This window comes from Bacteriovorax stolpii, assembly GCF_002872415.1.
Classification (GTDB): domain Bacteria; phylum Bdellovibrionota; class Bacteriovoracia; order Bacteriovoracales; family Bacteriovoracaceae; genus Bacteriovorax; species Bacteriovorax stolpii.
In genome coordinates this window covers 2,381,022-2,406,037 of sequence record NZ_CP025704.1, presented here as the reverse complement: position 1 = coordinate 2,406,037, position 25,016 = coordinate 2,381,022, and the positions used below count along the sequence as shown (strand labels likewise).

The 25,016-nt window shown below is 42.1% G+C and carries 29 protein-coding genes; 17 read left to right on the top strand and 12 right to left on the bottom strand.

Features of this window, described 5'->3' with window-relative positions; genetic code table 11:
* Positions 1-42: 42 nt before the first annotated feature.
* The 6 genes from C0V70_RS11775 to C0V70_RS11750 form a co-directional block, all read right to left on the bottom strand.
* Positions 43-552: a hypothetical protein gene (locus tag C0V70_RS11775; protein ID WP_102244058.1), complete on the bottom strand. Its 510-nt coding sequence runs from the start codon at positions 550-552 to the stop codon at positions 43-45.
* 152 nt (positions 553-704) lie between these two features.
* Positions 705-2,057 carry a YiiX/YebB-like N1pC/P60 family cysteine hydrolase gene (locus C0V70_RS11770; RefSeq protein ID WP_102244057.1) on the bottom strand — a complete coding sequence of 451 codons (1,353 nt, stop codon included), beginning with the start codon at positions 2,055-2,057 and terminating at the stop codon, positions 705-707.
* Between the two features lie 99 nt (positions 2,058-2,156).
* Positions 2,157-2,795 (bottom strand): leucyl/phenylalanyl-tRNA--protein transferase, encoded by a 639-nt coding sequence (gene aat, locus C0V70_RS11765; RefSeq protein ID WP_102244056.1) that lies wholly within the window; start codon positions 2,793-2,795, stop codon positions 2,157-2,159.
* A gap of 2 nt (positions 2,796-2,797) precedes the next feature.
* Positions 2,798-3,922 carry an arginase family protein gene (locus tag C0V70_RS11760; RefSeq protein WP_102244055.1) on the bottom strand — a complete coding sequence of 375 codons (1,125 nt, stop codon included), beginning with the start codon at positions 3,920-3,922 and terminating at the stop codon, positions 2,798-2,800.
* Positions 3,919-4,866 (bottom strand): NAD(P)-dependent oxidoreductase, encoded by a 948-nt coding sequence (locus tag C0V70_RS11755; RefSeq protein ID WP_102244054.1) that lies wholly within the window; start codon positions 4,864-4,866, stop codon positions 3,919-3,921. Before C0V70_RS11755 ends, C0V70_RS11760 begins: the two co-directional genes overlap by 4 nt.
* The gene (locus tag C0V70_RS11750; RefSeq protein WP_102244053.1) at positions 4,847-6,628 is read right to left on the bottom strand and encodes a YiiX/YebB-like N1pC/P60 family cysteine hydrolase; all 1,782 of its coding nucleotides are present in this window, start codon (positions 6,626-6,628) and stop codon (positions 4,847-4,849) included. The genes C0V70_RS11755 and C0V70_RS11750 overlap by 20 nt, the downstream gene beginning before the upstream one ends.
* 124 nt (positions 6,629-6,752) lie before the next feature.
* Between C0V70_RS11750 and map the strand changes: the two genes are divergently transcribed.
* Positions 6,753-7,526 (top strand): type I methionyl aminopeptidase, encoded by a 774-nt coding sequence (gene map, locus C0V70_RS11745; protein WP_102244052.1) that lies wholly within the window; start codon positions 6,753-6,755, stop codon positions 7,524-7,526.
* The gene (locus tag C0V70_RS11740) at positions 7,523-8,320 is read left to right on the top strand and encodes a (2Fe-2S)-binding protein (protein WP_102244051.1); all 798 of its coding nucleotides are present in this window, start codon (positions 7,523-7,525) and stop codon (positions 8,318-8,320) included. The genes map and C0V70_RS11740 overlap by 4 nt, the downstream gene beginning before the upstream one ends.
* Here C0V70_RS11740 and C0V70_RS11735 read toward each other — a convergent pair.
* Complete coding sequence (locus C0V70_RS11735; protein ID WP_102244050.1) at positions 8,282-8,929, bottom strand: hypothetical protein; 648 nt, start codon at positions 8,927-8,929, stop codon at positions 8,282-8,284. The genes C0V70_RS11740 and C0V70_RS11735 overlap by 39 nt on opposite strands.
* A 95-nt stretch (positions 8,930-9,024) precedes the next feature.
* Between C0V70_RS11735 and tatC the strand changes: the two genes are divergently transcribed.
* From tatC to C0V70_RS11715, 4 genes are read left to right on the top strand one after another with little or no spacing between them, the layout of a single operon-like run.
* On the top strand, positions 9,025-9,765 hold the full coding sequence (gene tatC, locus C0V70_RS11730) for a twin-arginine translocase subunit TatC (RefSeq protein ID WP_102244049.1): 741 nt from the start codon (positions 9,025-9,027) through the stop codon (positions 9,763-9,765).
* A complete protein-coding gene (locus tag C0V70_RS11725) occupies positions 9,762-10,259 on the top strand; it encodes a hypothetical protein (RefSeq protein WP_102244048.1) in 498 nt (165 codons plus the stop codon). The genes tatC and C0V70_RS11725 overlap by 4 nt, the downstream gene beginning before the upstream one ends.
* Positions 10,256-11,233, top strand: coding sequence for an ADP-glyceromanno-heptose 6-epimerase (rfaD, locus tag C0V70_RS11720; RefSeq protein WP_102244047.1), 978 nt, complete (start codon positions 10,256-10,258; stop codon positions 11,231-11,233). Before C0V70_RS11725 ends, rfaD begins: the two co-directional genes overlap by 4 nt.
* A gap of 12 nt (positions 11,234-11,245) precedes the next feature.
* Positions 11,246-11,677, top strand: coding sequence for a FliG C-terminal domain-containing protein (locus tag C0V70_RS11715; protein ID WP_102244046.1), 432 nt, complete (start codon positions 11,246-11,248; stop codon positions 11,675-11,677).
* Between the two features lie 39 nt (positions 11,678-11,716).
* Here the strand turns inward: C0V70_RS11715 and C0V70_RS11710 are convergent, their stop codons facing one another.
* Positions 11,717-12,388: a hypothetical protein gene (locus C0V70_RS11710; protein WP_102244045.1), complete on the bottom strand. Its 672-nt coding sequence runs from the start codon at positions 12,386-12,388 to the stop codon at positions 11,717-11,719.
* A 381-nt stretch (positions 12,389-12,769) separates the two neighbouring features.
* Here C0V70_RS11710 and C0V70_RS19035 point away from each other — a divergent pair, with 381 nt between their 5' ends.
* From C0V70_RS19035 to C0V70_RS11695, 4 genes are all read left to right on the top strand, one after another.
* Positions 12,770-12,910 carry a hypothetical protein gene (locus tag C0V70_RS19035; protein ID WP_158649661.1) on the top strand — a complete coding sequence of 47 codons (141 nt, stop codon included), beginning with the start codon at positions 12,770-12,772 and terminating at the stop codon, positions 12,908-12,910.
* A gap of 102 nt (positions 12,911-13,012) precedes the next feature.
* Positions 13,013-13,465, top strand: coding sequence for a hypothetical protein (locus tag C0V70_RS11705; RefSeq protein WP_102244044.1), 453 nt, complete (start codon positions 13,013-13,015; stop codon positions 13,463-13,465).
* Between the two features lie 197 nt (positions 13,466-13,662).
* A complete protein-coding gene (locus C0V70_RS11700) occupies positions 13,663-14,115 on the top strand; it encodes a TraR/DksA family transcriptional regulator (protein WP_102244043.1) in 453 nt (150 codons plus the stop codon).
* Between the two features lie 204 nt (positions 14,116-14,319).
* Entirely contained in the window at positions 14,320-14,670 is a 351-nt protein-coding gene (locus C0V70_RS11695) for an FHA domain-containing protein (RefSeq protein WP_102244042.1), read from the top strand.
* 5 nt (positions 14,671-14,675) lie between these two features.
* Here C0V70_RS11695 and C0V70_RS11690 read toward each other — a convergent pair whose 3' ends face one another.
* From C0V70_RS11690 to htpG, 4 genes are all read right to left on the bottom strand, one after another.
* The gene (locus C0V70_RS11690) at positions 14,676-15,491 is read right to left on the bottom strand and encodes a hypothetical protein (RefSeq protein WP_133566626.1); all 816 of its coding nucleotides are present in this window, start codon (positions 15,489-15,491) and stop codon (positions 14,676-14,678) included.
* A gap of 99 nt (positions 15,492-15,590) precedes the next feature.
* Complete coding sequence (locus tag C0V70_RS19030) at positions 15,591-15,737, bottom strand: hypothetical protein (RefSeq protein WP_158649660.1); 147 nt, start codon at positions 15,735-15,737, stop codon at positions 15,591-15,593.
* A 22-nt stretch (positions 15,738-15,759) separates the two neighbouring features.
* A complete protein-coding gene (locus C0V70_RS11685; RefSeq protein ID WP_102244040.1) occupies positions 15,760-17,340 on the bottom strand; it encodes a hypothetical protein in 1,581 nt (526 codons plus the stop codon).
* A 179-nt stretch (positions 17,341-17,519) separates the two neighbouring features.
* Positions 17,520-19,430, bottom strand: coding sequence for a molecular chaperone HtpG (gene htpG, locus C0V70_RS11680; RefSeq protein ID WP_102244039.1), 1,911 nt, complete (start codon positions 19,428-19,430; stop codon positions 17,520-17,522).
* A 74-nt stretch (positions 19,431-19,504) separates the two neighbouring features.
* Here htpG and C0V70_RS11675 point away from each other — a divergent pair, with 74 nt between their 5' ends.
* The 7 genes from C0V70_RS11675 to C0V70_RS19025 all read left to right on the top strand — a co-directional run bounded on the left by C0V70_RS11675 (position 19,505) and on the right by C0V70_RS19025 (position 24,997).
* The gene (locus tag C0V70_RS11675) at positions 19,505-20,041 is read left to right on the top strand and encodes an asparaginase domain-containing protein (RefSeq protein WP_102244038.1); all 537 of its coding nucleotides are present in this window, start codon (positions 19,505-19,507) and stop codon (positions 20,039-20,041) included.
* 11 nt (positions 20,042-20,052) lie between these two features.
* Positions 20,053-20,772 carry a hypothetical protein gene (locus C0V70_RS11670; protein WP_102244037.1) on the top strand — a complete coding sequence of 240 codons (720 nt, stop codon included), beginning with the start codon at positions 20,053-20,055 and terminating at the stop codon, positions 20,770-20,772.
* A 54-nt stretch (positions 20,773-20,826) separates the two neighbouring features.
* Complete coding sequence (locus tag C0V70_RS11665; protein ID WP_133566628.1) at positions 20,827-21,534, top strand: hypothetical protein; 708 nt, start codon at positions 20,827-20,829, stop codon at positions 21,532-21,534.
* Positions 21,535-21,701: 167 nt separating this feature from the next.
* Positions 21,702-23,540: a hypothetical protein gene (locus tag C0V70_RS11660; RefSeq protein WP_102244035.1), complete on the top strand. Its 1,839-nt coding sequence runs from the start codon at positions 21,702-21,704 to the stop codon at positions 23,538-23,540.
* Between the two features lie 51 nt (positions 23,541-23,591).
* Positions 23,592-24,008: a methylmalonyl-CoA epimerase gene (gene mce, locus C0V70_RS11655; RefSeq protein WP_102244034.1), complete on the top strand. Its 417-nt coding sequence runs from the start codon at positions 23,592-23,594 to the stop codon at positions 24,006-24,008.
* Positions 24,009-24,020: 12 nt separating this feature from the next.
* Entirely contained in the window at positions 24,021-24,761 is a 741-nt protein-coding gene (locus C0V70_RS11650) for a rhomboid family intramembrane serine protease (protein WP_102244033.1), read from the top strand.
* 62 nt (positions 24,762-24,823) lie between these two features.
* Positions 24,824-24,997: a hypothetical protein gene (locus tag C0V70_RS19025; RefSeq protein WP_158649659.1), complete on the top strand. Its 174-nt coding sequence runs from the start codon at positions 24,824-24,826 to the stop codon at positions 24,995-24,997.
* The last annotated feature ends 19 nt before the right edge of the window (positions 24,998-25,016 follow it).

Below are 25,016 nucleotides of genomic sequence, written 5' to 3'. Positions count from 1 at the left end.
GACCACATGAAAAAAAAGGCCTCCATTTCGGAGGCCTTTTTTTTATCTTTTTTGATACATACAACGGCTCGTTCTACTCTTTAAGTTTGACACTTTTGTCAGAACTCCATTATCGGCAAGTGTCAGCGTATTAGTGAAAGCAAGGTTGCTGCTGATGCGAACGATAGACGTCAGCACATTTCCTTTCTGAGTCACTTCCGGTTTAGTTCTATCCGGGTTAGGTGGGTTTCTGTCTGGATTAGGTGGATTGCGATCCGGGTTCGGCGGATTGCGATCAGTTTCGCCACCAAGGTTTACGTTGCAGAAGTCTTCAGCGCCCATGTGGTTGTTGCTTTGAAGGCGGTAGCCATTGCACGCGCGGGTGATCGTTAGGGCAGCACCGCAGTCGTCACTTCTCATATCAATGAGGTCATAGTTTCCTTCGAAATTAACCAGGGCCCCTGGAGTTAAGGCGTTTGTTCCTGAGACACTTCCCGAGTTTACTTTGTTGCTAGAATTTCCGCATGAAGCACATAGTGCGAGCACGCTTAAAGCGAAGAACACATTTTTCATGATCACTCCCTAAAATAATCAATTTGAAGTTTAGGGGTATCATCTCTTTTTTTCTCGTGCAAATAAGAGTTGGTAAGTAGGGTGAAAATTACAATTTCATTGGGAAATGTGAGATTTTTGGGGCCAAAAAGGCACCGAAAAGGAGCGTATTTCTACGCTCCTCTATAAAGTTCCTCGAGTTTTTTTGCTTCTTCTTTTTCGCGGGCCAGACGTGCCTCTTCTTCAAGCTCCTCTGGAGTCAGTTCTTTTTTGAGCTTAAATAATTTAGTCCATTCGTCTTTATCCAGATTTTGGAAAGTGTCACCTCTTTTATTTCCTTTTAAGTACAATACAAACTCAGATTGTTCCGGGTTCGTCACAGACAGAAGGGCCAGGTCATCAGGACGAAGGCTTAGCTGGAAAAGTGTTTTTGTTTCATGCCATTTGATATCACCGTAGCTAAAAGTAATGAGTTCGGCACACGTGATTTTATCTGCTGTTCTGGCATCAAATTTAAAGTCATAGGCCTTTCCTGCCTGAGCAATGAGATCCTGGAACACGGTGGCCGCGCGCTCAGAAACACCGAGAACGCGAGTCACAGCGATTTCGTCCAGGTTGATAAAGGTATCAAGACTCTGGAAACCCAAACCAGGCTTTCTAATTTCCATGATCTGATTTCCTGCTTCAACTTGCTTTCTTAAAAAAGCAAAGTACTCCTGATCCCAAACTCCAAGTTCAATGAGTTCTTCTTTTGTTCCAAGCCACACTCCCACGTGTCCCCAGTGTCCCGGGATCGTGTAGTTTGAAAGAACGAAAGTTCTTTTTTCATAAATCAAATCAAATGGTCTTAGCTTCGAGCGCAGAAGACTCTTGGCCTCTTCATTGTTATTCAAACGGCCCTGTCTCCATTTCATATGGTCAGAGATGAATCCCCACAAGCGTGCCACTCCTGCCACAACAGCAGTCGTGCCCTGGATGGCCTTATCTGAAATGCGGTACATATTTGGGTCGTATTGTTTTTGATAAAGATGAATAGATTTTACGTTTTGAGGAAGATCAACTTCATCGGATGCGACCTCATTTAAAACGCCTGAGATAAATTCGTTGGAATTATATTTTTTATAATCATTTAAAAAATCTTCTAATTGAAAGCCATCAAATTTTGTAAGGCCTTTAACAACACGTCTTAAATTAGTGTCATTAATAAGGAGCTCTCTGATGGTAGAAAAATCATAAATGGATACAGCATTGCTCAAGGCGAGAGGTTTACATCTGGCCATGGCACCAAGGTAATATGATTGAAAATTTAATAAGCTTGAGTATCTCTTGGTTAAGAGTTTTTGTAACTGAGTGATCTCATAAGAAGAGATCGTATCCGAATGGTCTCTGAGAGATTTAAAATAATCATCGGATGAAGTGACAATCTCCATATGCTCTCTGAGTTTTTCCTGACACAGATCCTCAGCTGCAAAAAGAGTCGTAAAGGCCTGGGCCGCCACAAAAAATGTAAAAAATAGTGTTTTCATATCCCAGATATTTTATGTGGGATCTTTGCTGAGTGGTGGGTGATTGAATTTTTTATCAACAGGTGTCTATTTTTTAAACACTTCGGCGCTTAAGCAGGGCTATGAATATAACGACTTATGAAGCATTTTCAAATAGGTCTCTCGCGGGATAGAGACCCCGCCCAAACTCTCGACCACCGGGGTGACCATCTGAGTGTCGATCCATCCGATCCCTTGTTGATGAAGCTGGTATAAAAGCGAAATAAGCGCCACTTTAGAGGCGTTATCTTCGGTATGGAACATACTCTCGCCGGAATAGAATTTATTGATACAAACCCCGTAAATTCCGCCTACCAGGCGCTCATCAAGGTAGGTCTCAACAGAATAGGCAAACCCATTTTTAAACAGGTTAATATAGGCATTAATAATGTCCTGAGTGATCCATGTGCCCTGGTTGTCTGAACGAGGGACTTGGGCACAGTTCATGATAACGGCCTCAAAGTTAGTGTTAAACTTTACCTCATAGGGGCTCTTTCTAAGAAACTTTCTGAGACTTTTGCTCATGTGCATTTTTTCAAAAGCTAAAATCCCACGCGGGTCAGGAGAAAACCAAGCTAGGGGATATTCGCTCGAAATCGGCCAGGGGAAAATCCCCTTCGAGTAAGCAAGTAGAAGTGATTCAAGCTCCAGGTCTCCGCCTAAAGCAAGCAGGCCATGCTCATCGGCCGAATCGACTGGAGGAAATTGCGCAATCGCCATGGTTACTTGCTTCCCATTGCCTGAATTAAAAATGTCGAAAGAGAAGCGGCCACCATTAAAGTGGTTTCCGGTTCAATTTGTTTAACTGCTGAAGACTTCACTTGAGGGGCAATCTCCACCATATCAGCTCCACCAATTTTGAAGTTTTCAAAAAGTGTCTGCATGATGAGCATTGGTTCGTGTGGAGAAAGTCCACCTGGCTCCGGTGTGCCTGTTGCGCCGGCGTATTCCTGGTCGAGAACGTCGATATCAAAACTGATATAGATTTCTTCAACGTCTAATTTTTTTAATTGGGCGACGATGTCGTCGGCCACAGCATTAGCTCCACGGTCAAAAACTTCTTTGGCCCAGATTTGCGTATGGTGGAATTTATTCTCCCAGTGCATGCGCTCTTTTCCTGAGGCCCTAATTCCAATCTGCACTAAGTGCTTTGGTGATTCAAGGAAAGGAATCACTTGTGAAGTCCATGTGCCGAAACAAATATCAATTCCCAGCCTTTCTTCTAAAAGATCAGTGTGGGCATCAAAGTGAACCAGTGCCACTTTTTTCCCTTGAGCTTTCTTGGCTTCAAGATAAGCGCGCACGATCGGGTAACTAACCGAGTGGTCGCCACCAATCATAAACATTGATTTCGCAGGAAACTGCTCGTGAAAGCTTTTAGCAAAATCATAAGCGATAGAAAGGGGAGAAACCGGAAGGGCAATACCCTCGCTTCCATAAAGCGCCTGACGGCATTTTTTTATTGTCTCATCGTTTAGGTATTTATCGTGAAGCAGGTGAGGGATGACACGAACGTCTCCCACATCATAGGCCCTTAAATCATCTTTTGAATTAATCAATGTTTCGCGCAGAAAAAGTGGACCCCAGTTGGCCCCTCTTTGAATCCCACCACCAGCATCAGAAGCAATCCCGAAGATCACACACTTTGCTTGCGGAAGGGTTGTCTCTAAGCTTTTCTCCCACAATTCGCGCACACGCTTGTCTTTAACGGCATCTGGCCCAAAAAGTTTTCTCTGCAGATTTTCTCTTTTGTCACTTGCCGTGTGAACTGTGAAGACACCTTCTCCCGGTGGAACCAGGTAGTGTTTGGTTTTGGCAAGGAATTCAGCTCTTGATGGCGTATTCATATAAGTCCTATTTCAGGCTTGAGCCTGTTTTGTAGAATCATCTTTTGGTATTTGTTTTTAAAATCAAATTCTGTGAGTTCAAAAAAGTTTTTAATCACTTCGACTTCGAAATTAATTGTGTGTTGGTCGATATTTTTAAAAACACCAGCAATGTGTGAAGTGTGTTTAATATTTTTTAAGTTTCTAAAAACGCCAAAGTCGGCAGGCTCTTTTTCAAAAACATCTAAAACGGCAAAGGCTTCATCATTGGCCGCAAGAAAGTTCACCAGGTCCTGAGTCTTGATAAGTTCTCCGCGGGCAGCATTGATGATAAGAGCGTCTTCGCGGATCGCATTCAAGAAATTCTTGTCGATGATGTGGCGGCTTTTAACATTGAGTCCACAGGCCAGGATCACAACGTCAGAGTTTTTATTATTGAGTTGTGTGAAGTTTTCAAACGGGTCGTAAATAGAGAGCTCTTTTACTATCGGAGTCAGGGTGGCATGCAAGATCTTTCCGATATGGCCATAACCAATCAACGTCACTTTTAAATCCGAAATAAGGCGTCTGGGCCATTTTCTATCCACATCCCAGAACGGTTGCTGAGGAATAGGAGAAAAGTGATTTAAAAGGGCGCTTAAGATGTATTGCGAGACGGCCTGGGCACGGATGGTGCTGCCGATAATGATCGGGGCCTTTGAGCCTTTAACAAAATCCACCGGGATATTGTCATAGCCAGAGTTCGGGTGCAGGACAAGTTTAAGTTTGTCGACTTGCTCGCCACTGAGAAGATCAAAATTTGTATGCGTGTTAGTGATGAGCATATCCGTGGCAGCTCCCGAGTCACTCGGGAGCATGTCAACGTATGGATTTAAAGATTCGATTTCGGTTTGGTTAAAGGCGCTCGAGAAGTAAGGCGATGTACTTGTTCTTTTAATCGTTAATTTAGATTCCCACTTCTTCATAGTAATATTCTTTATAGGTCGTCTTGCACTGACGAACTTTAGTGGCCTCTTCGCGGAGCGGGCCAGGTTGGGTTGACTCTGAAACCATATAGCACTTTGTCTCTTTTTTCCAGAAGCTATTCGTAGGATCTTGAGGGTCCTTGATTTCTTCCCCGTTAGAAGCTCTCATTTCGTATTCGTAAATATCGGCCAGGTGACCAATATTCTCCATTTCGATTCTATGACGCTGAGTCGAAAGCATATAGTCAGTCATCTTGAATCGGGTATTCTTTTGGAAAAGGACTTCTCCAATATCGTCAGGAGTGATCGTCGGTCTTCCAATACGGTAGCGTGTCGGCCAGTTGACGTGGCCAAAAACGATGTAGATGAGCTCCGAACAAACGATTTTATCGAGAGTCGAGATATCGAAGTTAAAATCGTAACTTTTTCCCATCTGATCCAGACCGCGGGTGATTTGCTCCGAGATTTGAATCGGCGACATCAGGCCATCGAGTTTTCTCACAACTGTGAATTCATCGATATTCATAAATTCTTTAATTGTGTTTAGGCGAACACCCGGACGAACAGCTTCCAGGATCGTTTTTCCTTTCTCAATGTCTTCCTGATAAGGAACAATCGATGGGTGATTCCACATTCCGATTTCATCCAACTGAGCTTTGGTCCCGAGGTAAAGTGCCACGTGGCCGTAGTGCCCGGGAATAAGTTTATCAGTTAAGACAAATGGGCTCTTTTCTAAGATGATATCCATTGGTCTAAGGCCCTTGGTTGCAATTTCCAGAGCGCTTTGATTTTCGTAAAGGTATCCCTTTCTCCAATGAATACTGCCGGCGATATTGCCGAAGAATCCACTTAGAAAATTGGTGATCTTGTTAAAGAAGCCGATAATGGCATCATTTAATCCAAAGGCCGAGAGTTTAAACTCGCGCCTTCCTTGAGAGATTTCAATAGAGGAGCGGTTGCTCATGATTTCATCTAGCAGGCCTATGGCATTTGTGTCTCCTTCCAGAGTGTTTTTTAAGTCTACAGCGATGGAGCGCACTAAGTTGACCTGTTGGAAAAACTTGCTGTTTTCTACTGTTTCGACTGCGCGGTTAATTTGCTCAGTTAAGCTCTTTAATTTCTTTTCACCTTCGGCATCGATTTTTTTATCGCCGATGGTATTCTTGATAATGCGTCTTAGGCCACCGTCTTCCTGATAAAGGATCTTGTGAACTTCCTGCATATTATCGATCACCATCAGGTTTGAAGAAAGCCAGATAAGGTGGGCCTTCACCATAGGAAGTTTTATTTCAGGAGCGGAAAAAGTCTTAGACATTGTCGACGCTTTAAATTGGTAAAGATCGCCGAACTCCATCATCTTAGAGTTGATTTTGTAAAAGACATCAAAAGTGCGTTTGATTAAATAAAGATCATCGCCGGAAAATGTATTGTTCTTTTGGATCTTTTCCAGAAACTTCAACGACAGCTCGACATTATACACTCTAAAGCGCTCAAAAATGCGCATTAGTTCCGTATAATGAATCAAGTTCTCGTCAATGTCCTTAAGCGGGTTTTTCTTCTTGATCTCAATATGATCTATTTCCAGATCAAAATTTTCCAATTGGTGAATGCCGGAAATCTCCAGGTGACCATCATCCAGATGGGCCGCCTTGTCGATTTCAGACGCGGGAACAGGTCTGATGCTAAATTGATCAGTGGAAGCTTGTACTTTAACATTGTAAAGCATAGCGACTGTTAGTATAACTAAGCTGATTGCCCTCATTCTCACTCCATTGGGATTTCGGGTAAAAGTGTATCACCTGTTGACTTTGACACAATGCAAAGTAGGTGAGAGTGTAAATTCTTTAGACTCCCTACTATGAAAGCTTATTTTTTTGGATATTGCTATGATTACTATTAAATCTTCACGAGAAATTGAATTAATGAGGGCCACTGGTCGCTTAGCGGCACAAACCCTTGAGTATATTGGGCCTTTCGTGGTTCCAGGTGTTAGCACCGAGGAATTAGATAAGCTTTGTCATGATTTTATCGTCAACAATGGGGCCTACCCATCTTGCCTTAACTACCATGGCTTCCCTAAGTCGGTTTGTACTTCAATCAATGAAGTTATCTGCCACGGGATTCCGAGAAAAGATGAAATTCTTAAAGATGGCGACATCTTAAATATCGACGTTACAACCTACCTTAATAAATTTCACGGAGACACCAACAAGACGTTCTTAGTTGGAAATGTTTCTCCGGAAGTTAAAAAGCTAGTCGACGTCACTTATGAGTGTACTAGAGAAGGGATCAAGACCGTTCGCCCAGGCGGACGTATCGGTGATATCGGAGCGGTTATTCAAGAGATCGCGCACTCGCACGGCTACTCAGTGGTTGAAGACTACTGCGGACATGGAATAGGCCGCGATTTCCACGAAGCTCCACAAGTTGTTCACGTTGGTAAAAAAGGAACTGGCCCGGAAATGAAACCGGGAATGACTTTCACCATTGAGCCCATGATCAACCTGGGGAAAAAAGAAGGCCGCGTGCTAAAAGATGGCTGGACTGTTGTAACCAGAGATAAAAAATGGTCGGCACAGTTTGAACATACAATTCTGGTGACACCAGACGGATTTGAGATTCTGACTCTTAGATCTGATGAGCCGAAAGACTGGCCATGATGGAAGGAGCGGCATTCTTTAATGCGAAGGCCACGACCAAAGATATCAGTCTTTTTTTAGACATCGACTCTAAACGCGATGTCATCAAAGAGTTCCATTTCGACGGGCCTTGCGCTTCTTTATATAAGGCCGAAATGGAAGAGCTCAAAATGCACACCCAGGGAAAAACCCTGGAAGAAGTAAAGGGCATTACGCGCGCTTCATTGATGTTTGAGACCAGATTAACTGACGGGCATAAGGCCGTGACTTCTACAGGGCTATGGCTTTTACGTGAGGCCATTGCTTCTTATATGGGAGAGTCGCGCTTCTTTAAGGAAGACCGCGATCTTTTATGCCTATGCTTTTCCGTCACTAAAAGAGACATCGTTCAGAAAGTTCTTAACAACCGCGACTTTGAATTAAAAACTCTATTACAAGAGACGATGGCCACTAGTGCCTGCGGAAGTTGTAGAGGGCCGATTCTGACGTTGATTGAAGAAACTAGAAATGCGCATGGAATGATTAAAGGACTCGATCACTCGAGGTCTAGGTTTGATAAAGATGGAAACTGGATTAAAATCGCAGGCCATTATCCGGGGCCACTGCTGATTAAGCTGGATGAGTTAAAAGATGAATGGATGAAGCGCGAAGGGATCGTTGATCAATTCAGCATTGAGCTCGTCAACATCGAGGGTTTTCATATCAGTGTGAAAATCAATTCTACCAATGAAAAAACAGTCAGTGGGCTTCTGTCTGCACTAACTGACTTTTGGAAATCAAAGTTGGGAATTTTGTTTTTTCTTCAGAGCGTTTAATCTTTTTTTAGCGATGATCGCGCAGTTCTTTTTGATCGAATCAAAATTCTTAAGTTTATTAAAAACCGTTTCAATTTTATTTTTCTGTGTGATCAGCTGGTGAGTAGAGAGTTCTTCTTCCAGGTATTTGATTTTTTCGCTGAAGCCAGAAAGCTCAGGGATGGCCTTTTCCAAACAGTCAGGAGTCGCCAGCTCACTTTGCAATCCGGCCAGGTACTGGATAAACATGCGCGGGACTTGTTTTTGGAATTCGTTAATATAGCCCATCTTAAAAGGTCGCATACTGGCGTCGACCCCGCTTAAACTTAAATCATAGAGTTCGTGTTCTTTAATTAAAAGCAGGCGCAAAAGACCGACCGAAGGTGTGAAGTCCCTTGAAGAACAAATTTGATCCACATAATTCTTTTTAAGATTGATGTCGTTGGAGCTCGCTAGTTCGTTGACGAACTCCTGATTCAGGCGAAATAGGGCGTTTTGTTGCTCTTTTTTGTGAAGGCGTTCTTCTTCTTTTGCTAGGCATTGTAAAAGCATATTTGGGGCAGCATAAACCTCCGCAGTATGGCCTGCGAATAAGGTCAAAATGAGCGCCATAAACGAATGTCTGATCATAGATAGTCCCAACCATTTTTTTACAATTATCCTCTCTAAGTATATAGTTCTATCAATAGATTGCAAGAAACACTGGTGAGATTACTTTGAAAGAAATGAGTTTTTGGGAACACGTGGAAGAGCTCCGCAAAGTTATTATGCGGATTGTTTATATTTTAGTGGCATCGTTCGTTGTCACGACTTATTTTGTCGACGATATCACCGAGTGGCTTTTAAAACCAATTCGTCACTCTCTGGCAGAAACCCACTCGGGGACTCTGGTTTATCACAGCATTTTTGAGAAAGCGTGGGTTCAGGTAGATGTTGCTATCTGGTGGGCCATTATGTTTTCTTCTCCGTTTTGGTTTTACCAAGTCTGGAGTTTTATCAGACCAGGTCTACATGAGCACGAAGTCCGCGCCGTTAAGCCTTTTATGATTATCGGCTGGATCCTCTTTGTTTGCGGGATGGCCTTTGGTTATTATGTTGCTTTCCCTGCTGTGTTTAATTTCTTATCAAGCGTTGGCGTCGGAGACATTCAGGCCAACATTAATTTGCGTGATTATGTTTCAACATCAAGTCAGATTTTGGTGTTCTTAGGATTTATTTTTCAGGTTCCAAACATTCTACTTATTTTAGGATTTATGGGGATTGTAACTAAACAATCTCTGCGCGCGCTTCGCCGCTATATCTACGTGGGGCTAGCTGTGTTTGCAGCGATCGCTTCTCCACCAGATGTTATCTCAATGCTTGCTGTATGGATTCCATGTTGTGCTCTGTTTGAAATCGGAGTGCTTTTAGTGGCGTGGGTTGTCCATCCGTATTTACACCGCCACCACATGAAGGATCACAAATGAGCACGTTTAAAAAAGTAAGATTAGAATTAGTTCTACCGGTTGTTTTCGCCTGGTTTTTCATGTCGGTTTTAGTCGACATCATCACCATCCCGACAGTTTTTAGAAATTCATCAAGCATCGTCGACGCCGGAAAAATTGGGATGACGGTTTTTGGACGTTTTAATATTTTTGAAATTATCTTTGCCCTGGTTGTGATTTCTGGAGCGTGGGTTAAGTACAGAGACTTAAAACACAAGATCTGGATGTTCCTGGCGATTCCTCTTGTGGCCCTTTCACTAATTTATAAATTCTATATGACTCCGATGATTACTAATACGACGTATGAAATTCATCAGACACAGACAAGTGATCCTCAGTATGCAGTTCTTCAGGAAAAGCACGCTTTCTATCACAACTCATATAGAAAACTTGAATACGTAAAATTACTTCTTCTCTTGGGTCTTGGAGGAGCTGTCCTTGTCGATCGCGTGAGAAACAATAAGGAGATCGCATGATTTTAATTACCGGAGGCGCAGGCTTCATTGGAAGTGTGCTGGCAAAACAATTAAATCAACTGGGTCACACCGATCTTGTGATCGTCGATAAACTTGAAGACAGCATTAAATGGAAAAACCTTCGCGGGATTAAATACCTTGAGTACATTCATGCCGATGAACTTTTCGGCGGTGACTATGACGATTTAATCGCTGAGACTGATTTGATTTTTCACATGGGAGCTTGTTCAGCGACAACTGAAAAGAACATGGACTTCCTGATGAAAAACAACGTGGCCTACACTCAGGCCCTGTGGCGTTTTGCCGCTACTAAAAACATTCCATTCATCTACGCAAGCTCTGCGGCGACTTACGGTGATGGCGAGTTAGGTTATAGTGATGACCACGGCATGATCCCAAAACTAATGCCGTTAAACCCATACGGTTACTCAAAGCAATTAGTAGACGAGTGGGTATTAAAAGAAGAACAAAAACCAGATCACTGGTTTGGCCTAAAATTCTTTAACGTGTATGGCCCCAATGAGTATCACAAAGACGATATGAAATCGTTAGTGTGTAAGGCCCACGAACAAATTAAGTCTAATGGAAAAGTAAAACTCTTCAAATCTCACCGCCCGGATTTTAAAGACGGTGAACAACTAAGAGACTTCATTTACGTTAAAGACGTTGTCCGCGCGATGATTGAATTAGCAGACCCGGATAAGGCCGAGTTCTCAGGAATTTATAACCTGGGGGCAGGCAAGGCGAGAAGCTTCCACGATTTAGTGAAGGCGACTTTTTCTGCGATGAATGTTCCGGCCAATATCGAGTTTATTGATATGCCTGAATCAATCCGCAACCAATACCAGTACTACACTCAGGCCGATACAACGAAATTAATGAAGGCCATTCCAGAATTTCAGTTTACTTCGCTTGAAGATGGAGTGCGCGATTATGTTCAGAACTATCTGATGAAGGCAAACCCTCACTGCTAAGGAGACAGAAGGATGGCAATGTTTCAAGGTGGAATCAAAGCTGCTGCAAAAATGCTGGCCGGACTTTCAAAGGCCGCAAGGGAAAAAGTTTTAGAAACGATTTCTAAAAAAGACCCACAGATGGCCGAAGCTCTTCATAAAAGCATGTACACTTTTGATGATCTTCAGTACCTGACTCCAATGATGCTGATTGAGCTTCTTCGTTCAGTTAAGGTCGCAGACATGGGACTGGCGCTAAGAATTGCAGCTCCTGCTCTAAAAGAGCACGTCTTAAAAAACACTCCGCGAGTGATGAGACAAGAGATCGAAGAAATCCTGATGGGGCCGCCACAGCTCGCAAGTAAAGTGGAAGAGGCGCAGGAGAGAATCATGGCGATTGTGCGCGAGAAGATTGATAAAGGTCAGTTGATCATTAATAAGGATTCTTCAGAGACATTAGTTTAAATAAAAAAAGGCCCGGTTTCCCGGGCCTTTGTTTTTTATTTATAGTTTGCTTAGATCTGCTGTCGTTACTCTATCAACACCACCTCTATATACGATGCTGTTTGTATCAAGGAATCCAAGACCTGCTTTTTCTACCAGGACTTCACCGTTAGCAAAAACCGCAAGGACTCTCATGTTTCTTCCAGCTTTCGCGTTTGCTGTATTGATTCTTAGTTCCATAATGTCGCCTTTTTTCACACCGTCGTGCTCTTCAACTTGAGCGATCACGTTTTCTACGTTGTTTACAATAAAATCCATACGAGTTGGAAGAGCGTATCCTGCGATTCTGTCTGCTTCAACAGTTGTGTTACATCCAACGTATGCTTGTTTGTTTTCGAACACATGAAATACAGCACAGTAACGGCTTACAGTCTTTGTCTTATCGTTACCAGCTTGAGTTGTTACAAGGATAGCTTCACCAGCTTTAACACCTGCGATTTCTTCTCTTGTTGATTTTGAAACTGTACTCATATCAATGATTTTTCTTTTGCTGTCTCTATAATCGTAGAACTCTGCTGTCAGTCCATCATCTTCAATCTCATTAGAAGCGATTTCGATAACCTGACCAGTTGCCGGGATAATGTATTTTTCTACGCGTCCAAAAAACGCTTTAGCTTGTACTTGTGAAATAAAAGAAATTGTCATTAGAGAAAGTAGAAGTGTCTTCTTCATAATATGCTCCTGTGTGAGATAACAAATTTTCTCCATGGTAGCAGTGAATGAGGCCAGAGCTCGGCCTTTAGAAATTATTACAAGGGGGTGTTAAAAAACTGACAGTGTCATCTAAGCCCTGAAATATGGTGCTGGAGACAATTTGGCAGTGTCATTTCCCATCTTACTTCGCGTTGTTTAGTAGATTCCGTAGGACCAACTAGCAGAAATCCCGTAGGACCAGTTTGGCACGATCTTAGCTTTAGTAAATATTAAGAAAGATGGGAAATCTAGGATGGGTTTTTTATCAATTGGTCTCTTCTAGGATGGAGGGGATGGTTACAAAAGCATGGATGGCTAAAAAAGTGGATCTAAACCCTTTTGTTAGTAGGAGACAATCACATGGGTAAAAAAGGATTTTTCACACTCTCTACGATTACCAATTGGCTCAATGAAATGCTCATCAACTTAAACCCACCACTCAGACGCTTAGAGCGAGTTCCCGTCAGAGTCGCGGCACAGAGAAAAGAACTCAGAAAATAATAACAATCATGGCCATCTAAATATTAGATACCTGCTATGAAAAAATATTATTTAACCTTTTGATCGCCAGGGCGTACTAATAATCATCTTTTTGGAGTGGTTATGAAGTACGCCCTTTTTACATTTATCGCAGTTTGTTCACTAAGCTCATTTGAAGCATCTGCTCGTACCATCAATTCATTCAGAGACTCAGACGCTATCACAGGCATCGCACAGTTCATGTACGATGTTTCTGAAGATATGCCTTCATCGTTTAGACTAACAGATAAAAAAATTAATATTAAAGACTTCTCGAAGTGTACAACGGTTGATGCAGACGCCGTTCTTGATGATGTTGAATCATCTATTAAGAAGGTTCTTCGTTATTACCCGGATGAAGATGTTCCTTTTGAGCAGGCGATTGTCGATCTTGAAGATTATTTAGACCACGCAAAGTTTAAGAAGTGCAAGTTCGAAAAAAAGAATGCGCAATCAAAAGTGCTTAGCACATATTATGTAGATGCAAGCGATAAGATTCATTTACGTGTGGACAATGTGCTCCTTACGGCAGAGTAATTTTGACTACAATCATCCATAAGTTTTTCTAATAAAGGGCCACTTTGGGCCCTTTTTTCGTTATTACCCTCACATAAAAGTTGGCACAAACAGTGCACTATTAAATTGCGAATCGCTCAGGAAGAGTGGTTTTACGAGAGAGGAATTTTCGTAACGTTCTCAGGGATTGAAAAAAATTGTCTATATAAGGAGTTTTTATGAACGCTGAAATGATGAAACAATTTGAAAACCTTTTCATTGAACTTAAGAAGAACACACTTAACGAAATGAAAATGATTGATCCTGTCCTTGAAAAAGGTGATGAAGTGGATCTATCTTCAGAGGATCGTCAAAGAGCACTAGAGCTAAAACTTCTAGGAAGACAAAACTTCATGCTTAAGAAAATTGACAATGCTTTATTTAAAATTAAAAACGGCACATTTGGAATTTGTGAAGAGTGTGACGGTGAAATTGAAATGAACAGACTTCGTGCCCGTCCAGTAGCAACTCAATGTATTGCTTGTAAGGAAGAGGAAGAAAGAAACGAAGGTCAAATGCTGTATGAGAAACGCTCTCACACTCACGGAAAAACTCTTGGTGGAAACGTGATTCAAATGCGCTCTCACGCTCAGGACTTAGAGACTGTTTTGGCCGGCAATTCAGAGTTCTAAACATAAAAATATCATAAATAAAAATGCAGTCTTAGGACTGCATTTTTTATTTTCTCCAAGCTAAATTGGCACTTTTTTCACCGGTCTTTTTTTTGATTTTACCTAAGTCGTGGATATACTTTAAGAGTAGGAACTTTGGGCACTTTGCCTTATCTTTTACTATAATTATTTGTGGGTAAGCTCTTTTTCCAATAGGTAGAAACCATGGCCTTCATTCTCGTCATTTCACGCCCGGACATGCCGGAAGTAAAAAAAGAAATCACTGTGGACAGAAAACTAGTCCTGGGGAATTCTCTTTATTGTGATGTCGTACTTGAAGATAAAACTATTGCGAGTATGCAGTGTGAAATTCTACCGGTGAAGACGGGACACATTGTCGCCAAGAACCTGGACTTGAAAAAAGAAGTGCACCTCAATCAGCTGCGCTTAAAGCGCTCGGCCCTAAAGCTCGATGACACGTTAAAGATTGGGCCTTTTGTCTTGAAGATTGATCCAACCAAACTCACTCCTGAAGAGCTGGCGATCATCAACACAGAATACGAAGAATTCGTTTAGTTTATTTAATAGATGAGTTTCTGAAGTAAGGCTTCGCTGGTGCGGGTAGGGTCTACTGACTCCTGAGTTTCGATGTGTGCGGCCACAAATCCTTTTTGAACAAGCCACTTTTGTAAACGCTCTGCTGAGAGTTTCAGGTCTGTGCTCTTTTTGACTTCAGCTTCCAGTTCATAAGTTGTCACTCCATTATTGGCCGTTTCTCCAACCTGGAGAGTGAACTGGTCACCATCAACAATGAGTTTAATTTTAGTGCGCACTTTTTGGTTCATGTGCGAAGAGAAGAATTGTTTTTCACCTGTGCACAGAGAGCATAGAGTAGAAAGAGAAGCGATGATGCCTTTGTCTTCCAGTTCTCTTTGGATATCGTGGGCCTCTTCTAAAGCTTTGGGCCCAAGCTTTTCTAAAAGCTCGTGGTAGTGCTCAATATCTTTTAACAGGTGTCCTGCTTTAACCATCGCTGATTCGGCCAGGGTTTCTTTGAAAGTGAAGATAGAGTAGGCCCAGCTTTTTTCTGTCTGCTGAGTCTGCCATTTTAAATCTAGCCCATCCCACATAAAGCGCAGCTTGATGGCCGGTTCAGATTTTTTAAGCAGGTACTGGCCGTCATCGAAGATTTCAAAGTAGTAGTCGCTTCTTTTGGTGCGCTCGCCTTTGAAGTCTTTTAAGAATTGAGTTTCTAAATTGCGGTAGCCTTCTTTAGTGAGGTTCACTTTAAGCTCAACCTCGCGCTTAATTTCGCCTTGAATTGGAGCGGGGGTCACTGCGGCCATGGCAGAGAAAGAGAGAGTGAATAAAGCGCTAAAAAGGGCAAAAGTCTTCATGGCAAAAGAATGCCAAAAAGGTGAAGACACCGTCAAATTAAGATTAGGTCAGGGGGGCCCTGATTTCCTGAACTTGCGCGCTTAAAAGCTATTAAAAACTTACTTGTCGCTGGCAGGAGTGCGAGCAGAGTCCTCTTGAGAGGATTGTTTTGTTTGCGAGTAGGGGTATGAGTTGAAGTCGTTAAATGAGCACGAAGCCACTAGTAGTAAAGTTAATAAAGTTAAAACGAGTGACTTCGAGATCATAAAAATTTATTCCTTTGGTTAATTATTTCCAGAAAAGCTGGATTAAATCCAGACAGGCCATATCGCTTTTTTCAGTAATCACTTCGGCCGCTTTCTTGGTCGGCATTCCAAAAAGATTCTTAAAAAAAGCAATAAACTTTCCATCCGGCTTTGGTGCTACAACTGCACCTGTTTTTCCACCTAGTACTGGTTTAAAGTATTTCTCTGAGTTTAACACAATTCTGTCAAAAGTAGCGGCACCTTTTCCAGCACCCAGTTCATGGTCGAGTTTTTCGATCGCCTTTTGTTTTAGAAATTTCTCAACGTTTCCATTTCCTTCCGGGTGAAGCTCCATGTCCCATACAGCGGCCAGGTCATCCGGGAAACTCATGATAGGAAGAAGAAATTCAATCTCGTGAGCGTACTTAGAAGCGTAGTTAAAATACATCATGCGAGGATCGATGAAATAAGCAGTGTTTCTTTTGTTACCAAAGGAGCTCGCTACTGAAAATTTTGGAGTGTAAGAAAGGTATGGACTTCCTTTTGGCTCTTTTGAATGTTTCACAAACATTGTCGTGATACGAGTGGACCTCGTATATTCGCTGGAACCATTGTTATCAGTTCCCATAAATTTTTCATACATGGCCGTCAGTGAACGCAAGCGTCTGTTCCACGTTCCCTGGTTTTTTGTCATCATCGTCGACATTAAAAAGATTTTTTGATCTTTGATTGCCTCAGCACGTGCGAGCTCTTTTCCACCGACCTCAGCGACCTGAACGATATCGTCGTTGATCCCGCGGTAGACAAGCACGCGGTCTTCGTAAGGAAGAGGGTCCGCCATAATAGAGAGATGGTTTTCCCAGAACATTTTTTCAAATGGAGGCATCTGCTCCCATGGAAGGTATTTTCTTAGAAGTTCAGTGGCCCCTTTGCGGTCGTTTCTGGCAATCAGCGCTCTAAACTGCTGGTCATCAGACGCTTTATCTAAAGCATCCATGACTGCTCTTCTGGCCGTATCTTGTGCTTTGACTTGTTTATTGTAGACGCGCTCTACTGAATCAAATTTTTCATTGATCTGTTTCCAGTACTCCGCACGCTCTTGAGAGCGCATTTTGTAATCAGCATCTACACCATATAAGTCTTCAACCAGGGCCGCTTGTCTGATTTTGGCCATGACCTGTAGAGTTTGAAAATCTTGAACTTTAGCATTGTAATAAAGTTCGAAGACTGAAAATTGGCTGATGAACTTTTTATTCATGATCTGTTCCATGACGGCCTTTAATTCATTGGCCGCATCCTGGTCGATCTTTGCCTGAGCAGAGTAGAAGATTTGCAGTTTATAGGCCTGGCCCTCTACCGTAGGGACAATTTTGTAAGCGTCTGAGCTTGCCATCTTAGCGTCTTCAATGAAGTTGACTTCAACTCCCTGATAGCCAAATGAGCCTTTAATGGCCTTAACAAAATCCTGCCCATTTTTTGTCTGAGTCGTACTCTTAATAGTAAAGAGTTGATCGGCATTTAGTGGTGGATTGACATCATTGGCGATAGACCTGTCGGCCTGGGTTCCTGGAAAATACGTCGTACAAGACGAAACAAAAAACGCCAGGATTAAAAGAAATGACATTGCTCTCACGGCAAAACCTCGTTGGTTTGGGAATAGTCCACAGGTCTTATCGGATTAAAACTCTCAAATATTTAATTCAATTTTAGTGTCTGAATTTTAGACAGAGTAAGAGACTGATAAAAGAAGGCCCGGAAAGTTCCGGGCCTAAAAAGGACGTAAAGATATGAGAATTTTTATTTTTAGAGCGCGAGATTCGTCAACTCCTGCATCAATTCCTGCGTGCGCGCCACGAAGGCTTCACGGTCTTCGTGTTTTAGGCCTTCGCTAGAGATGTGAGCAAGGTCTTCTACATGGTGAGCGATTTTCTTCACCAGGGCATCGTTGCCTTTTTCATGTAGCTTCAGAGCGTTTTGAATTAACGGACTTCCCGGATTGATGACCAGGGTTTTTTTCACCGGGAACATTGAATCGTTCCCCATATTTTTTGCCATCTGATTCATACGCTTCATTTGCTCATCAACTTTGAAGTAAGCAGGAGCTTTTGAGTTTTTAATTTTTACGATCTCGATGTCTTTTAATCCACCGTGGTTAAGTGAGTCTAAATCTTCCTCCTCTTCTGTTTTGTTTTCTGTTTTGCCGATCAGGATATCAGTGAAGAGATCCTTCACTTTTATGTCTGAATCAGTTGTTGCGTCCTGCTCAAGAAGAGAAGCGATTTCAGAATCCACAGAAACGAACTTGTAAGTTGCATCCCCAAGTTTTGTGAACTCCACGTGCTGAGTGAAGTGTGGATCGATGTATGATTCTGTCTCCAGCGCCTGAAGTCCCTGAGAAAGAAGCTCACGTCTTAGGGCGTAGTCAGATTTTCCTTTTTCAAAGTACAGGACTTTTCCTTCCATCTTTGTTTTGTAGGCTTCAGGAATAGAGGCAGTGTACTCTTTTAGTGTCACGTACTTGTTGTCTGAGTTTTTAAAGATAACGAAGTCTCTCATCATCTCATCGAATTTGTTGTCAGAGATCGCACCGTATTTTAGGAAAAGCTGGATGTCTTCCCAGATCGTTTCATAGCGGGCGCGGTCGTTGTTGAAGAGTTTCTTTAAGCTCTCAGCAACTTTTTTAATAACGTAGTTTGAGATTTTTTTAATGTTCGGGTCACCTTGAAGAGATGAGCGCGAAACGTTTAGTGGGATATCGCTTGAATCAATCGATCCTTTTAGAAGAGAAAGGAATTCAGGAACGATGTCTTTAACATTGTTAGAAACGAACACCTGCTTATTGTAAAGCTTAATGTTTGATTCGTTGAAAGGTTTGTTTGGGTTTAACTTAGGGAAGAAAAGAACTCCATCTAACGTGAACGGGTGATCAACTTTTAAGTGAATCCAAAACAGCGGTTCTCCGTCCATCGGGAATTGCTTGCGGTAGAATTCTTTGTAGTCTTCATCTTTTAAAGTAGAGGGGTCTTTTTTCCAGATTGGCTGAGTTTCGTTAATAACTCCAGGATGAGCAGATTCTTCTTTCGCTTCAGCATCTTTAACGAAAATTTCATAGGGCATGAAATCACAGAATTTTTTTAGCGTTGAAGAAACTTTCCATGCATTTAAGAACTCTTCTGATTCAGCGTTGATGTGAAGAGTGATTTTTGTCCCTACGTCAGATTTAGTAGAAGCTTCAAATGTGTAATCAGTTTCGCCTTCGCATACCCATTTTGTTGGAGTGCTGCCAGCGTTCATCGACAGAGATTCCACTTCTACACGGTTAGAAACCATGAAAGCAGAGTAGAAGCCCAAACCGAATTTACCGATGATGTCGTTTCCTGGAGTGTTTCCTTCCGATTTCATTTTTTGCACGAACTCTTCCGCACCAGAGAAGGCCAGTTGAGCGATATACTTTTCGACTTCAGCTTCGGTCATTCCCAGACCGTTGTCTTCGATTGAAATTGTTTTAGCAGCTTTATCAACGCTAACCGTGATCTTCCCTGTAGGGATCTCTTGGTTTTGAGTGCGTGCCAGAGTGGCCCTTTTGGTAATTGCGTCAGTCGCGTTGGCCACTAGCTCTCTTAGGAAAATATCGTGTTCAGAGTAAAGCCACTTTTTAATGATAGGAAAAATGTCGTTTGTGTTAACGCTAATCGTTCCTTTGCGTGATGTCATGATTGCAATCTCCTGTAAGTATCCTTAAAATGTTTTGATTACAATATGGTTTTGAATGAACTCGAGTCAAGGTTATGCCACAAAAAAATAATGAAAAAAATGCTCCTAAAGACGTCCTGCTTATTACAACGGGCGGCACTATTGAGAAAACATACGATGAATTCGATGGATCACTGGAAAATAGAGGGACTTCGATTAAAAACCGCATCCTTTCCAAGCTGCGTTTGCCGTACACAAATATTTTGGTTCATCCGCTTTTATCAAAAGATTCTCTTTATATGGACGACGCCGACAGGAAACTGATCTGTGAAACCATCTCAGAGGACCTAAAAAGAGAAGCTCCGATTGTCGTTTTACACGGAACAGACACCATGGCCTTAACGGCAGAATACTGTTTTGAAAGAATCAAAAATCCTGCGGTTCCCGTCGTTTTTACGGGAGCGATGATTCCCATGGGCTTTGATGATACAGATGCCACTCAAAATGTAACGGAAGCACTCCTGGCCGCAAGACTTTTATCGCCAGGATTTTATATTTCTTTTCACAATCAGATTTTTAGAGTGCCTCATGTGCAAAAGAATAAAGAAAAAAGAACATTTGAAGAAAAATAGGAAAGAGGATCATGGGATCAATTGCGCGCTTTTTTAAATTTCTTAAAGAATCATGGCAGCTGGTTTTAAAAAACTTCCGCGTCTATCTTGCAAGTTATATTGCGTTTTTTCTGGTTGATGTACTGGCCTCTATTCCATGGCAGGCCTTCGGTTTTCCGGAGCAGAGTACACCGGAAATTCTTTTCTCACTGCTGGTTGGAATCAGCAGCCTCGTCATTATTGTCAACGTGATTTTGATAGAGAAGTCCCGCTATAAGCACCGTGAAAAAGAGCAGCTTCTTTACTCAGTTCCGACGTATTTAATTTATTCGCTTTATTCAGTTCTCATTATTCTTATCGGCCCAGGAGCTGTGCTTCTTGCCGGATCGATGGGAGGAATACCTCAGCCCGTTATGATTGGTTTAGCAGTCCTGGTGGGTCTAATTGTTGCCATTTTTGTGGCCATGGTGGCGCTCGCGTCGGTGTTAATTGATAACGATAGTATAAATTATTTTAAAATGAGTTACCGCATGGCCCGCCAGGATGTGCTCTTAATTATTTGCTTTGGGGCCCTCTCTTTTCTCGCCGAGTTGCCGTCGTTTGCTTTTGACCAAATACCTGACTGGCGTTTTGTGGTAAGCTTTAACCTGCTGTATGCTTTTTTCGATGCCGCTGCAATGATCACTCTCACTGTGACTTCTGTTAGAATTTTTTATTACCTAAAGCACCAGCTTAATGATCAAAGCCAGTAAAAGATTTACTGGAACGTAAAAAAACCGCAACCAAATTTATTTATTCCGGGTAGAATGAAAGTAATGACAAGTTTTCATCACTTAAAGAGTATTATTGGGCGCTCGTTCGCTGATTTCCGGGAGTATTTTTCTCCTGCGGACTTCTCATTTTATTTTCTTTTAGCGATGTATTTTATTATCGACATCACTCGTATTAAGTTTTTTCCTATGGCCTCAAACGCACAGAAGCTGATTTTTGAAATCGGAGCATCGATATTGCTTCTGCCTTTTTCTTCCATGGTCATCGCCGACATTATCCTGATCAGAAAATCGCGCGATCTCAGTGTGCCGAAAGAAAATATTTTTAACAACACACTGACGTTTATGCTGACGTCTATCGTAGCGATGCTTATTGCCGGGATTGGCTCATTATTTTTAGTTCTTCCGGGAATCGCACTTTTTGTGGTTCTTTCCATGGCCCCTTTTATTGCCGTGTATGAAGAAGGGGAAGGCTGGTACCCATTTCGCCGAAGCATTGATTTGATTGGAAAAGAAAAATTCCTGATGGTGTTTGGTGGCCTATTATTTTTATCGCTGATTCAGCTCATTCCCGGCAGCATCCCTTATTCTGATAACCTTTATCTCGCATTTTTTATCGGTGTTTTTAAGGCTATTTTTTTTCCACTCAACATCATCTTTTCTTCTTTTCTGATGATCAATCTCTATCAATTTCTCCGGGAAGAGCAGCTGGCCGCAATGGTTGCCAGCGAAGAATATGTTTAGTGCCCACTATCAGTTGCACTTTTTTGCCTAGGGGCCCTTTCCACAATTTTCCATAATTTAAGCTAAGCTTTGGAAATATCACTTCTTGAGCGAACTTGTCGGTCAAAACCTCCAATACGGACTCGTTTAAAATTAAAATATTAGTATCTAGAACCGAGAAGTTAAGTATGGGAACTAAGACTTTCTCTCACAATTTAATTAAGCGTTTTCCACTCCTCGTGATGTTAGGGGGGTTACTCCTTACATCATGTATTGAAAACTCTGGCATAAGGGCCAAAAAAACTCTTACAGGCTCAGGGCTGACTGGGAGCGGAGGAACGGGAAGTGGTTCAGGCTCTCTTCCAAACGGATCAGGTGTTGGATCTAGTGATACAACTCTTCAATCAGTGAAGGTGGAGCTGTCACACTTAGTTGACCCATTCGATGGTACATACAAAAAGAAACTAACAATCCCAAAAAACTATAAAGGGAATCTTTACCTGGCCGGATTAAACGTCGGGGCCCTTCAAAATAAACTGGTAAAGGTACGCTTCAACTTTGGTCTTGATAAACAATCTGTCGTGCTTGATGCCACGATTGCGCGTGCGCCGGGGATTGTCCCACAAACAGACATTCAGGTTCTCGTTGTTGATATGAACTCAAAGCCGTTTAGTAAAATGCGTTTGGGTTATGACCTGTTTGACTACAACGATTACACAGCTCTTAATAGTGATGGAACTGAAAAGGCCGTCGTGCAAAATAACCGCGATGGCGGTCTGTATTGCCGTGGTCTGTCTTTGGAAGATGACCCGACATTTGATTCATCAACATCGACAAACGCAACTTGTTCACAAGCTGGCGACAAGTGTCTATACGCTTATGCCAAAGTGACAGATGCAACGATGTATGACTCTTCAACTGGACTGACAACCATTCCAACTCGTCCGCAAATCTGGACAGTGGGAAGTGGAGTGACAAGAAGCCCGACACTTGCGACTTCTGCAAACTCAATGTGTCTTCCTGATTATGAAGACTATGTTGGATTCAATGATCTTTTTGCTCAAACGCTGACAGGACTTAACTACAATGATCTTATTTTAGGAATGAGATACAGAGGTCCATACCGCGCAATCAATCCATCGGCATGGAAGATTACTGGAAACGCGATTTTTAACAGCACCAAAGGTCTCTTTGAAACTTCAAACTCAGCGCTTGATCCATACACAGGTTTCAGGTCTTTATTATTCCCGCGCGCCGGGAAAGTTAAACTAAACCAGGATGTTCGTTATTTTGGATCATCATCTCGTTTTGGTTTAAGAAGTACATTAGTGGCCGATTCAACGGGGACATCAAAGTATGTCGACGGGTGTAACCTTCGTGTTATGCAATATGATGTGACGACTGCTGAAAACATTGGCTCTTGTAACGTTAACGGATCAATTGAAGTCTTTTATATGAAAGATGGATCTGAAGTTAACATCACAACCGATAGAACAATCAAGCTTCAGTTAGTAAAAGCTTCAACTGTTGATAGTGAAGGAAAAGAAGTTTTAACTTCAAACTTCAAGCGTTGTGAATCATCTTCAACATGTGGATCAGATGAGTGTTGTTTCAACTCTCGTTGTTGGTCTAAAGAACTTGTTACTCAGTGTGTGGATCAGACTCCGGTTAACGGAAACCGTCCAGTGGGTGATGTTTGTTCATCAGATTTTGAATGTTCAAGCTTATGTTGTAACCAATCAACTGGTTCTTGCCAGCCTCACAACCCAAATGGAACAACTCCGGTTCTTTGTAGTAAAACAGCAGGTCAGCGTTGCGTGTCTCGCGAGTTTTGTAAACCTGAGTATGTTGCAACTTGTAAAATCGTGAAGAACGGAACAAATGCCGATGGAACACAGGCCTGTACACTTCGTTGTCCAGCAGTGGAAACATACGGTGAGTGTACTGCGGGTTACTGTATTCCGCCTGCTGTTCCGGCGATTCCGGCCTTTGACCCTACGGACTGTTCACAAGCAGTTGACCCATAGGGATTCACTCTCTAAAATAGAGCAGTCGTAAACAATGAAAAGGCATAAAAAATGTTTAATAAAGACTGTTATCTAGATCACGTGGCCATTGCTGTCTCCAACTTAGACCGCGCTCAAAAAGTGTGGGAAGACCTGGGCCTTACTTTTAATCCTGTAAGAGAAGAAGTTCCTTCACAACAAGTGACAACAGCGTTTGCTCACGTCGACGAGCACGCTCATATCGAGTTGGTGTGTCCGATTAACGGCGAAGGGCCAATTCAGAAATTCATCGAAAAAAATGGGGAAGGAATTCACCACATGAGTTTTATGGTTCCTGATGTGGCGAAAAAAACCGAAGAGATGATAGCGAACGGTTACAAAATGATTTATGAAAAACCAGTTCCTGGTGCGAATAATTGCCTGGTGAATTTTGTTCACCCAAAATCAACTGGTGGTGTTTTAATTGAAATCGCCACAAAACAATCTTAGGATTTTTGATTTATGAACATGCAGTCTCAAATCTATCTTCCCAAACTTTCACTGGTCAATAAGGCCTTGATCATTTTATCAAGTGTGCTTTTTATCCTGGATTTTATCCTGGCAAGAGCTGGTGGAATTGGACTAGGAAGTATGCTTGGTCTTTCAGCAGAGAGAGTTTTTCACGGACACATCTATAGCCTTTTGACATATCCTTTTTTGTCTAACTCAATCATCGAAGTGATTTTAAATTGTTTAATGCTTTGGTTAATGGGTTCAGAGTTTGAATCAAACTGGGGAACAAAACGCTATTTAAGTTTTATTTTAACAACGATCTTAGGTGGAGCTCTTCTTTACCTTTTAGTTGTTGGAATCTTTTTCCAAAACAGTGTGATCTTTTCTTTCCCTCTGACAGGCCTTTCGGGAATTGTGGGGGCCCTGTGTTTGGCCTACGCTGTAATTTATCCGGAGCGCATTTTTTCTTTCCTGATGCTCATTCCGGTTAAAGCTAAATACTTCTGCATGATCCTGGTTGTGATCTCTCTTTATCAAGGTATCGCCAGCCCGACAGGTGTTGGAGCATGGGGTCAATTAGGGGCGATTGCTTCGGCCTATGTGTTTATGATTGTGATCTCTCACCGCAATTTCAGAGCCCTTTCAGATAAAATGAGCCAAATGACGCAGGTGAGATCTAGGCCTAAGAGCAAGGCAAAGCTGACAATTGTGAAAGATGACTCAGAGAAGCCGCCTAAGTATTGGCAATAGGTTGATTTGATGCTAGCTTGTCGTAGACTAAAATTTTTTTAAAGACCATAAATGAGGCATACATGAGACTAAGTAGAGCATTACAAGAGAAATTAATGGACGTTCGTTTAAGAGATAAACTAATTGCTGAAGGCAAAGTAACGAAAGAAGAAGTTAAGAAATATCTTGATGGAATGCCCGATGAAGCTAAAAACGCTACTTGGACTGAAGAAGATTCATCAATTGATGACGAGTAGTTTTGAATTTAAAATTTAA

Excerpts from the sequence above, each read along its gene's own strand:
- tatC (WP_102244049.1), top strand. The coding sequence starts at position 9,025 with ATGAGTTTTTGGGAACACGTGGAAGAGCTCCGCAAAGTTATTATGCGG.
- C0V70_RS11725 (WP_102244048.1), top strand. The coding sequence starts at position 9,762 with ATGAGCACGTTTAAAAAAGTAAGATTAGAATTAGTTCTACCGGTTGTT.
- C0V70_RS11665 (WP_133566628.1), top strand. The coding sequence starts at position 20,827 with ATGAAAGTAATGACAAGTTTTCATCACTTAAAGAGTATTATTGGGCGC.
- mce (WP_102244034.1), top strand. The coding sequence starts at position 23,592 with ATGTTTAATAAAGACTGTTATCTAGATCACGTGGCCATTGCTGTCTCC.
- C0V70_RS11715 (WP_102244046.1), top strand. The coding sequence starts at position 11,246 with ATGGCAATGTTTCAAGGTGGAATCAAAGCTGCTGCAAAAATGCTGGCC.
- htpG (WP_102244039.1), bottom strand. The coding sequence starts at position 19,430 with ATGACATCACGCAAAGGAACGATTAGCGTTAACACAAACGACATTTTT.
- C0V70_RS11760 (WP_102244055.1), bottom strand. The coding sequence starts at position 3,922 with ATGAATACGCCATCAAGAGCTGAATTCCTTGCCAAAACCAAACACTAC.
- C0V70_RS11670 (WP_102244037.1), top strand. The coding sequence starts at position 20,053 with ATGGGATCAATTGCGCGCTTTTTTAAATTTCTTAAAGAATCATGGCAG.
- C0V70_RS11770 (WP_102244057.1), bottom strand. The coding sequence starts at position 2,057 with ATGAAAACACTATTTTTTACATTTTTTGTGGCGGCCCAGGCCTTTACG.
- C0V70_RS11700 (WP_102244043.1), top strand. The coding sequence starts at position 13,663 with ATGAACGCTGAAATGATGAAACAATTTGAAAACCTTTTCATTGAACTT.
- C0V70_RS11705 (WP_102244044.1), top strand. The coding sequence starts at position 13,013 with ATGAAGTACGCCCTTTTTACATTTATCGCAGTTTGTTCACTAAGCTCA.
- C0V70_RS11685 (WP_102244040.1), bottom strand. The coding sequence starts at position 17,340 with ATGTCATTTCTTTTAATCCTGGCGTTTTTTGTTTCGTCTTGTACGACG.
- C0V70_RS19030 (WP_158649660.1), bottom strand. The coding sequence starts at position 15,737 with ATGATCTCGAAGTCACTCGTTTTAACTTTATTAACTTTACTACTAGTG.
- C0V70_RS11675 (WP_102244038.1), top strand. The coding sequence starts at position 19,505 with ATGCCACAAAAAAATAATGAAAAAAATGCTCCTAAAGACGTCCTGCTT.
- C0V70_RS11735 (WP_102244050.1), bottom strand. The coding sequence starts at position 8,929 with ATGATCAGACATTCGTTTATGGCGCTCATTTTGACCTTATTCGCAGGC.
- C0V70_RS11650 (WP_102244033.1), top strand. The coding sequence starts at position 24,021 with ATGAACATGCAGTCTCAAATCTATCTTCCCAAACTTTCACTGGTCAAT.
- C0V70_RS11740 (WP_102244051.1), top strand. The coding sequence starts at position 7,523 with ATGATGGAAGGAGCGGCATTCTTTAATGCGAAGGCCACGACCAAAGAT.
- map (WP_102244052.1), top strand. The coding sequence starts at position 6,753 with ATGATTACTATTAAATCTTCACGAGAAATTGAATTAATGAGGGCCACT.
- aat (WP_102244056.1), bottom strand. The coding sequence starts at position 2,795 with ATGGCGATTGCGCAATTTCCTCCAGTCGATTCGGCCGATGAGCATGGC.
- C0V70_RS11755 (WP_102244054.1), bottom strand. The coding sequence starts at position 4,866 with ATGAAGAAGTGGGAATCTAAATTAACGATTAAAAGAACAAGTACATCG.
- C0V70_RS11695 (WP_102244042.1), top strand. The coding sequence starts at position 14,320 with ATGGCCTTCATTCTCGTCATTTCACGCCCGGACATGCCGGAAGTAAAA.
- C0V70_RS11690 (WP_133566626.1), bottom strand. The coding sequence starts at position 15,491 with ATGAAGACTTTTGCCCTTTTTAGCGCTTTATTCACTCTCTCTTTCTCT.
- C0V70_RS11750 (WP_102244053.1), bottom strand. The coding sequence starts at position 6,628 with ATGAGGGCAATCAGCTTAGTTATACTAACAGTCGCTATGCTTTACAAT.
- C0V70_RS11710 (WP_102244045.1), bottom strand. The coding sequence starts at position 12,388 with ATGAAGAAGACACTTCTACTTTCTCTAATGACAATTTCTTTTATTTCA.
- C0V70_RS19025 (WP_158649659.1), top strand. The coding sequence starts at position 24,824 with ATGAGACTAAGTAGAGCATTACAAGAGAAATTAATGGACGTTCGTTTA.
- rfaD (WP_102244047.1), top strand. The coding sequence starts at position 10,256 with ATGATTTTAATTACCGGAGGCGCAGGCTTCATTGGAAGTGTGCTGGCA.
- C0V70_RS11660 (WP_102244035.1), top strand. The coding sequence starts at position 21,702 with ATGGGAACTAAGACTTTCTCTCACAATTTAATTAAGCGTTTTCCACTC.
- C0V70_RS11775 (WP_102244058.1), bottom strand. The coding sequence starts at position 552 with ATGAAAAATGTGTTCTTCGCTTTAAGCGTGCTCGCACTATGTGCTTCA.
- C0V70_RS19035 (WP_158649661.1), top strand. The coding sequence starts at position 12,770 with ATGGGTAAAAAAGGATTTTTCACACTCTCTACGATTACCAATTGGCTC.